Raw genomic sequence first — 1,326 nt, forward strand, 5'->3', positions numbered from 1 at the left:
GTCGCCCCGCGCAACTTCCGCATGAGCCGGCAATGGCCCTGGTGGAGCCCCTTGGTGATTTCCGCCATCGCCATGGCGGTGGCCTACAGCATCTACAGCTATCGCCTGCACCTGATTACCACCGAGGTACTGGAGTCGCTCAACGGTATCTTGCAGCAATAGCCAACCGTGACACAGCACCACTGAATGCAACGAATTAGCGAGGTTTTGCCTCGCTGACAAGAGCCCATCGCTCCCGATGGCCACGCCACCCGTGGTGCGCGTGCTTTACCCACATGGACGCAGGAGTAACTGTCATGCCAACACCCGCTTACATCAAGATCGTAGGCCAGACCCAAGGCAACATCACCGCTGGCGCCTTCACCGCTGACTCCGTCGGCAACGTGTTCCAACAAGGCCATGAAGATCAAATTCTGGTTCAGGAAATCAAGCATGAGGTGACTACGCCCACTGACCCCCAGAGCGGTCAACCGAGTGGCCAGCGCGTGCATAAGCCTTTCATATTCACCAGCTCACTGAACAAAGCTACCCCCCTGATGTATCAGGCACTTGCCACCGGCGAAATGCTGCCAACGGTCGAGGTCAGCTGGTATCGCACCTCGTCGGAAGGCAAACAAGAGCATTTTTTCACCACCACGCTCGAAGACGCCACCATCGTCAGCATCAATACCGTGCTTCCCCACGCACTCGACAAGGACAATGAAAACTACACCCAACTGGTTGAAGTATCGCTGGCGTATCGAAAGATCACGTGGGCTCACGATGTAGCCAATACCGAAGGCTCTGACGACTGGCGCGCACCCGCCGCCTGACCTGTGCAAATGCCCCGGGCTGGCCATGCCCGCCCGGGCTTTGTGTTGATTCAGACGGCGGAAAAGGATCGTATATGCCTAGCCAATCTGACGTGCGTTACAGCTTCCAGCCGCTGGTTGGCAAAGCTGAATTCGAGGTGGTGTCGTTCGAACTCCGCGAAGGCATCAGCACCCCCTTTGAACTGGAGCTGAAACTGATCAGCTTCGAAAACGATATCGACTTCGGCCATTTGCTCGACAAGCCCGTGCTCTTCACCATCCTGGAGGGCGAACGCCCGGTACGGTACGTGCACGGCCTTGTCAGCCGTTTCAGCCAGGCTGAAAGCGGCTTCTACCGCACCTACTATCACGCGCTGGTCGAGCCCCAACTGGCCCGCGCCAAGCTGCGCTCGAACTGGCGCATCTTCCAGCACAAGACCGCCCCGCAAATTCTCGAGCTGATGCTCAAGCGCCAGGGCATCGACCAGTACGAACTGCGCGCCAGCCTGGACCACCAGGTGCGCGAATTCTGCGT

Annotated in this window: 2 protein-coding genes and 1 pseudogene; all 3 read left to right on the top strand. The window is 58.2% G+C overall.

Translation table 11 applies throughout. From position 1 onward, the window contains the following. Positions 1 to 162 (top strand): annotated as a pseudogene (locus LVS58_RS24900) (type IVB secretion system protein IcmH/DotU); the annotation flags it as partial. A gap of 134 nt (positions 163 to 296) precedes the next feature. Continuing rightward, positions 297 to 812, top strand: a complete 516-nt coding sequence (locus LVS58_RS24905) for an Hcp family type VI secretion system effector (RefSeq protein WP_010954872.1) — start codon at positions 297 to 299, stop codon at positions 810 to 812. Between the two features lie 74 nt (positions 813 to 886). After that, positions 887 to 1,326, top strand: a 440-nt coding sequence (locus tag LVS58_RS24910; RefSeq protein ID WP_267954654.1) for a contractile injection system protein, VgrG/Pvc8 family, incomplete at its 3' end; no start/stop codon positions are given.

Source organism: Pseudomonas sp. JR33AA (assembly GCF_021378985.1).
Classification (GTDB): domain Bacteria; phylum Pseudomonadota; class Gammaproteobacteria; order Pseudomonadales; family Pseudomonadaceae; genus Aquipseudomonas; species Aquipseudomonas alloputida.

Excerpts from the sequence above, each read along its gene's own strand:
- LVS58_RS24905 (WP_010954872.1), top strand. The coding sequence starts at position 297 with ATGCCAACACCCGCTTACATCAAGATCGTAGGCCAGACCCAAGGCAAC.